9 protein-coding genes and 1 pseudogene are annotated in these 6,401 nt (G+C 65.3%); 5 read left to right on the forward strand and 5 right to left on the reverse strand.

From position 1 onward, the window contains the following. The 5 genes and pseudogenes from EOA79_RS33830 to EOA79_RS28345 all read right to left on the reverse strand — a co-directional run. Positions 1–249 (reverse strand): annotated as a pseudogene (locus EOA79_RS33830) (4-(cytidine 5'-diphospho)-2-C-methyl-D-erythritol kinase); the annotation flags it as partial. A 26-nt stretch (positions 250–275) separates the two neighbouring features. After that, complete coding sequence (locus tag EOA79_RS28330) at positions 276–461, reverse strand: hypothetical protein (protein ID WP_066999017.1); 186 nt, start codon at positions 459–461, stop codon at positions 276–278. 84 nt (positions 462–545) lie between these two features. Beyond that, entirely contained in the window at positions 546–1,403 is an 858-nt protein-coding gene (locus tag EOA79_RS28335; RefSeq protein ID WP_067327810.1) for a S49 family peptidase, read from the reverse strand. Between the two features lie 108 nt (positions 1,404–1,511). Beyond that, a complete protein-coding gene (locus tag EOA79_RS28340; protein WP_067327811.1) occupies positions 1,512–2,306 on the reverse strand; it encodes a methyltransferase in 795 nt (264 codons plus the stop codon). Continuing rightward, on the reverse strand, positions 2,306–2,530 hold the full coding sequence (locus EOA79_RS28345) for a DUF2007 domain-containing protein (RefSeq protein WP_066999078.1): 225 nt from the start codon (positions 2,528–2,530) through the stop codon (positions 2,306–2,308). Before EOA79_RS28345 ends, EOA79_RS28340 begins: the two co-directional genes overlap by 1 nt. A gap of 162 nt (positions 2,531–2,692) precedes the next feature. Here EOA79_RS28345 and EOA79_RS28350 point away from each other — a divergent pair, with 162 nt between their 5' ends. The 5 genes from EOA79_RS28350 to EOA79_RS28370 all read left to right on the forward strand — a co-directional run. Next, positions 2,693–3,706: a polyprenyl synthetase family protein gene (locus EOA79_RS28350; RefSeq protein ID WP_095801112.1), complete on the forward strand. Its 1,014-nt coding sequence runs from the start codon at positions 2,693–2,695 to the stop codon at positions 3,704–3,706. Positions 3,707–3,813: 107 nt separating this feature from the next. Continuing rightward, complete coding sequence (locus tag EOA79_RS28355) at positions 3,814–4,479, forward strand: GntR family transcriptional regulator (RefSeq protein WP_095800918.1); 666 nt, start codon at positions 3,814–3,816, stop codon at positions 4,477–4,479. A gap of 188 nt (positions 4,480–4,667) precedes the next feature. Beyond that, the gene (locus EOA79_RS28360; protein ID WP_095823829.1) at positions 4,668–5,276 is read left to right on the forward strand and encodes a biotin transporter BioY; all 609 of its coding nucleotides are present in this window, start codon (positions 4,668–4,670) and stop codon (positions 5,274–5,276) included. Then, a complete protein-coding gene (locus tag EOA79_RS28365; protein ID WP_095800916.1) occupies positions 5,273–5,689 on the forward strand; it encodes a DUF1284 domain-containing protein in 417 nt (138 codons plus the stop codon). Before EOA79_RS28360 ends, EOA79_RS28365 begins: the two co-directional genes overlap by 4 nt. A gap of 187 nt (positions 5,690–5,876) precedes the next feature. Further along, positions 5,877–6,401 (forward strand): tetratricopeptide repeat protein (locus EOA79_RS28370; RefSeq protein ID WP_128293499.1); only part of this gene is annotated, 525 nt, incomplete at its 3' end.

Below are 6,401 nucleotides of genomic sequence, written 5' to 3' on the forward strand. Positions count from 1 at the left end.
CCGCCGCAACGCGTCGCGCGCTTTGAGTACCAGATTGTCGCCATCGATTGGCACGCCGGCGGCGAAGGGACCAGACGCCGAGAACGCATCGTCTTGCGCCAGCTCGATCTCGAGCCGGTCGCCGAAGCGCGTGAACACGGCAAGGCTGTCGAGTAGGTGATAACCGTCGGCGCGCCGTCCGGTGACGTGCAGCGCGAGGTTGATCTTGGCAGGCGCAAGCCATGTCCGGGACTTGGCCTCGGCCTCCAGAATGTCGGCTGCTGGCGAGATGGTGTTCAGTCCTTAGCCAGACGGTACTCGCCGGTCTTCGGATCCTTGACCAGCGTTCCCATCGTGCCGTTGGCCGCCTGCTTCTCGGTGCGCCGGATCTTGGCCGTCACGCGCTCGGCCTCGCGTACGAAAGCGCGATAACCGAAATAGGCGGCGGCGCCGACGACAACGAAGAAAATGATCTGCGGCATCTCACAACTCCTCCCGCGTTTCTCGCGGCAAGGCCGGCCGGATGGGTCGGTCAAGCGGCCATGCTAGACGCAATCATGGCTTTTTCAAAGCCCGAAGCGCGCCCACAGCGCGCGCTCTTCCGCCGCATCGATGACGCCGCTGGCCGCGGCCGCGGCGATGTCCGGCGCCGAAAAACGCGATCCGAACAAGCCGAAACGGCCGAAAAGCCCGCGCGGCGCGGTGATCAGCCTGAGCTGCGTCTTTTCGCCGAAACGGGTCTTGAGCACGCTGCGCATGTCGCCCAGCGCATCGACGAGGCCGAGCTCGAGACCCTTTTTGGCGGTCCAGAACAGTCCGGTGAACAGATCCGGGTCGTCCTTGAGCTTGGTGCCGCGCCGTTCCTTGACGAGATCGATGAAGGTCTCGTGCACTTCGAGCTGCAAGGCTTTCAGCCGCTCGACGTCTTCCCTCTTTTCCGGCTTGAAGGGGTCGAGCACGGCCTTGTTCTGGCCCGCGGTGTGGACGCGCCGCTCGATGCCGATCTTCTTCATCAGCTCCGGGAAGCCGAAGGAGGCGGAGACGACGCCGATCGAGCCAACGATCGAGGAAGGGTCGGCGAAGATCTCGTCGCCGGCGATTGCGATCATGTAGCCGCCGGAGGCCGCCACATCCTCGATGAAGACGAGCACTCGTCTGTCCTTCTCTGCCGCCAAGTCGCGGATGCGCTTGAAGATCAGCCGCGACTGCACCGGCGAGCCGCCCGGCGAGTTGATCGAAATCGCAATCGCCGGCGCGTCGAAGCCGAACGCCTTCTCGATGAGCCCGGCCGTCGAGGCGAGCGACAGGCTTGGCCGGAACTGGCCGCCGCCGGGCATGATCGTGCCATGCAGCCGGATGACCGGAATGGTGACGACTGTCGAGCGCCAGGATTTCGGCAGCAGGCGGTTGAAGAAGCGTTTCACGAAAGCTTGTCTCCACAAGAGATGCTAGAGCAAGGTCAGACCTCATCCTTGCTCCCGGGCATGTAGGAATTCGCCGCGCAACGGCAATGCCGCATCGCCGGCCTCTGATCAATCGCCGAACAGCGACGCCAGCCCGTTGTTGATCATTTCGGTCCGCTCCGTCGGCTCGTTGCCGGATGCGCCGTGCAAGGTGAGCGGAGGCCGGATCGACAGTTTTCCGCGCGCGCCGAGCACCGCCCTGACGACGATGCGGATCGCCGCCGCGTCTGGGCGCGGGTGCACGCAGAGCATCTCGGCATCGCCGAAGCGGCCTTCCATCGCATCCAGGATGGCGACAAGCTGCTCCGGCCGCGCAATCGCCGCCAGTCCGCCGCGCGGCTTGACGACGGCGGCCGCACTTCTGATCCAGCGCTCGAACAGGCCGTCCTCCGCGACATGCGCTTCTCTGCGCAGCGCGTCCGGCGTTGCGCGGTCTTGTGCCGCGTTGAAGGGCGGGTTCATGACGACGAAGTCGAACGAATTGTCGGCAAGTCCGGCTCCGTGCCGTGCCCGTCCCGCAAGCGTGACGTCGGCCTTAAGCACCGAGGCGCGGTCGCCGAGATGCGCGTTGCCGGGGTGGGCAAGCGTGGCGGCGGCAAAGGCCGCCATCTCCTCGGAACGCTCGACCAGAACCGCGTGTGCCTCAGGGCAGCGCGACAGCACGGCGAGCGTCGCCGCACCGGCGCCCGCGCCGAAATCGGCGAGCCGGCCGGAAAAGCCGGACGGGACGGCAGCAGCCAGCATCATGGCGTCCATGCCGGCACGGTGGCCTTGTCGCGGCTGCACCAGCCAGAAGCGCCCGCGATGGAAGGCGTCGACCGTGTGGGCCGGCGTGTCCGGGGCGAGGGCGGTTGATGCTGCCATTATTGCCGGCGGATCTCGTTCTCGATACCGGCATCCTTCAGGATGCGCCGCGCGGCATCGGCTTTCTCGGCATCGACCATGACGCGCCTGGGCAGGATGCCGATCGATCCGTCGAGCACGCTCATGTTCTGGTCGGCCACGAAGCAGGCGATGCCGGCGTCGCGCATGAGCGATTCGACGAAGGAGATGAGGACGGCGTCGTTGGTGCGGACAAGCTCGATCATGGAATGAAAATCGCAGGTTGCGGCGCTCATGTAAACGCCAGGCCAGCCCAGCGCCAGCCAAACCGCGCCAATTCGCCTCTTGCCGTGCGCGGTTGTGCCGACCTAGAGTCCCACCGGGACCAGGGTGTTGTCGGGCGCGTCAATGAGACGGGAGTGATCGTGGTGGGTGTCGTTCTGAATATCGAAGGCAAGCGGGAACCTGCTTCCATCCAGGATCTCATCGACCTGACGGCAGCCGACATGGGACGGGTCAACGAGCTGATCCTGTCGAAGGCCGGCTCCGACGTCGAGATGATCCCGGAGGTCGCCAACCACCTGATCTCGTCCGGCGGCAAGCGGCTGCGGCCGATGCTGACGCTCGCCGCCGCCCAGATGTTCGGCTATGCGGGCGAGGGGCACGTCAAGCTCGCCACCGCAGTCGAATTCATGCACACCGCGACGCTGCTCCACGATGACGTCGTCGACGAGAGCGCGCTTCGCCGCGGCAAGAAGACGGCGCGCATGATCTGGGGCAACCAGGCGAGCGTGCTGGTCGGCGACTTCCTGCTCGGCCAGGCTTTTCGCATGATGGTCGAAGTCGGCTCGCTGGAGGCTCTCGACATCCTGTCGAGCGCCGCCTCCATCATCGCCGAGGGCGAGGTGATGCAGCTTGCGGCTGCCAAGAATCTGGAGACCACCGAGGACGAGCACTTCGCCGTCATCAAGGCCAAGACCGCCGCCCTGTTCTCGGCCGCCGCCGAGGTCGGTCCGGTGATCGCGCTCGCTTCCCGCACCGACCGGGCGGCGCTGCGCTCCTATGGCATGAATCTCGGCCTTGCCTTCCAGCTCATAGACGACGCGCTGGACTATGGCGGCTCCAGCAAGGATCTCGGCAAGAATGTCGGCGACGATTTCCGCGAGGGCAAGGTGACGCTGCCGGTGATCCTCGCCTATCGGCGGGGCACCAAGGCCGAGCGCACCTTCTGGAAGCGCGCCATCGAGGAAAATGTCGCCGACGATGCCGGGCTCGAAAAGGCGATCGGTCTGATGACCCGCCATGGCGCCATCGCCGACACGATTGGCCGCGCCCGTCACTTCGGCGAGATCGCCCGCGACGCGCTCGCGCCGCTGGAGGCGACGCCGCAGAAATCGGCGCTGATCGACGTCATCGATTTCTGCATCAGCCGCGTCAACTGAGCGCCTGTCGGTTCTCCTTGGCATCGCCTGGCGTCCGCCGGGCGGGCGCCTGTGATTCCGCTCTGGCCGTCTCGACAAACGGCAGCTCAGCAAATTATCTATAAAACATGGCCACCACAGAGGACACGATCGCCGTCCGCATCAGCAAGGAACTGGCGGACCGCATCATTTCGGGCGCTATCGAGCCCGGATCGCGGCTGCGCCAGGATCATGTCGCCGAGGAATTCGGCACCAGCCACGTGCCGGTGCGCGAGGCCTTCCGCCGCCTCGAGGCGCAGGGTTTGGCGATCAGCGAGCCGCGCCGCGGCGTGCGTGTGGCCGCTTTCGATCTCGGCGAGGTCAGGGAAGTGGCCGAGATGCGCGCCGCGCTCGAAGTGTTGGCGCTGCGCCACGCCGCGCCGCATCTGACGCCGGCGATCCTCGACCGCGCCGAGGAGGCGACCAAGGCGGGCGACAAATCCCGCGATGTCCGCTCCTGGGAGGAGGCCAATCGCACCTTCCACCGCTTGATCTTGACGCCCTGCAACATGCCGCGTCTTCTCTCCACCATCGATGACCTGCATGCCGCAAGCGCGCGTTTCCTGTTCGCCGCCTGGCGCTCCGAATGGGAGACCCGCACCGATCAGGATCACCGCGCGATCCTGAGCGCGCTGAGGCAAGGCAACACGGAATCGGCTGCCGCCACGCTCGGCCGGCATGTGCAATGGATCGGGCAGAAACCGGTCAAGACCGCTTCCGGCAGGACTCGCGACGCCTTCGCCATCGTCGGCTAGCGCGAGAACGCAGACACAGCTGCCTTTCTGCGCTCCGTAGCAGTCAAATGTCGGTGAATGGCTGAGCCTCATTGCTCCTGCGATCTGCCTCCGCAAGGCAGCGCTTGCTATCTCCGCAAAAATGTGGATTCGATAATAGATCGATTGCAGGAATTATCTATAATTTCAACTCAACCAGGGACCTCACCGTGACAAACATCGCCGTTTCGACCCGCCAGTCTTCCTTCAGCCCGCTCCAACTGCACAGCCGCTCCGTTGCCTGGCAGTTCGGCGCCGTCGTCCTCGGCTCGCTGTTCCTGGCGCTGTCATCCTATATCGAGGTGCCGATGGTGCCGGTTCCGGTGACCATGCAGACCTTCGCGGTGACGCTGGTCGGTGCGCTCTATGGCTGGCGCTTCGGCGCGCTGACCATCGCGGCCTGGCTTGTCGAGGGTGCCGCCGGCTTCCCGGTTCTGGCCGGCGGTGCGGCCGGCGTGCAGCATTTTATGGGCCCGACCGGCGGCTATCTCTTCTCCTTCCCGATCGTCGGTGCGATCGTCGGCTGGCTGGCCGAGCGCGGCTGGAACGGCAATCGGGTGATGCTTGCCTTCGCCGCCATGCTCATCGGCAATCTTCTCTGCCTGGTTCTCGGCACGGCCTGGCTTGCCGCCATGATCGGCGCCGAGAAGGCCATCACCTTCGGCTTCCTGCCCTTCATTGTCGGCGGCCTCCTGAAGTCGGCGCTGGGCGCCGCGACGCTGAAGCTCTTTTCCACCTATCGGGCCGAACCGCGCGACCACTCGTCAAAGATGCAATGACTGTCAGGCTGCGCGCCCACCATCTGCTCTGCCTGCTGACCTATGTCGGCAAAGGCTACTCGCCCGCCTTCACCGCCAACTACGACAAGGTGGTGAAGCGGCTGGGCGAGGGCGAGGCGGTCCTGATCGTGTCCGGGCCGGACGCCATCTGCGCCCCGATGCTGGACGAGCGCGAGCCGCACTGCCTGGGCGAAGGCGCCGCCGAGCGCGACGCGCTCGCGGCGCGCGACGTCGGCGCTCTCCTCGGCCGGCCCGTCCGGGCCGGCGACCGGCTCGTGTTGGATGCCTCCAGCCTGGCGCCGATGCGCAAGGCGTTTTCCTCCGGCCTGACGCGTCAGGCGTGCTCGGGCTGCGAATGGTCCGACCTGTGCAGCGCGGTTGCCCTCAGCGGATTCCAAGATACGCGTCTTTAGGCGGCGCTGTCTGCGGCTTCCCGCGCCGGACTTTTTGGATGCACGCCGTATTTTTTAAGCCCGATGATTGCATTGTGATTCGCTGCGGATTGAAGCCTGACCCCAAAAAGGCCATGCTTTGTCGGGAAAACATCGACTCTGTGGGCGGTCCGCCAAGGGGGGATCGCGTCTGGCTGAAAGGGATACAATGCGGCAAGGACGTGCGCGCTGGCTGACGAGGCTGGCATTTTTAGCGGGTGTGGCGCTGTCGGTGCCGCCTGCCCATGCCAAGGAAAACTCCCAACCGGTCCAGATCACGTCCTTTTCGGGCGCCTATCTTGCCGCCCATATTGCCGAAAGCGACAACGATCTCGACAATGCCATCGCCTATTACAAGCAGGCCCTGGCCTTTGCCCCCAATGACACCGAACTGCAGCAGAGCCTCATGCTGGCGCTGGTCGCCCAGGGCCGCTTCGAGGAATCGCTGGTCTATGCCGACAAGCTCAAGGAAGTTCCCGATGTCGAGCGCTTCTCGCGTCTGGCGCTTGCCGTCGATTCCTTCCACAAGAAGGACTACGCCAAGGCTCAGTACTGGCTGAAGCTGTCGCTCGAATCCGATCTCGACCGGCTGCTCTCCGGCGTCATGGACGGTTGGGCCAAGGAAGGCGCGGGCGATGCCTCCGAGGCGATGGCTTCGATCGACAAGCTGAAGGGGCCGGACTGGTTCGGCCTG

The organism is Mesorhizobium sp. M1A.F.Ca.IN.020.03.2.1 (assembly GCF_004023205.1).
Taxonomy (GTDB): Bacteria; Pseudomonadota; Alphaproteobacteria; order Rhizobiales; family Rhizobiaceae; genus Mesorhizobium.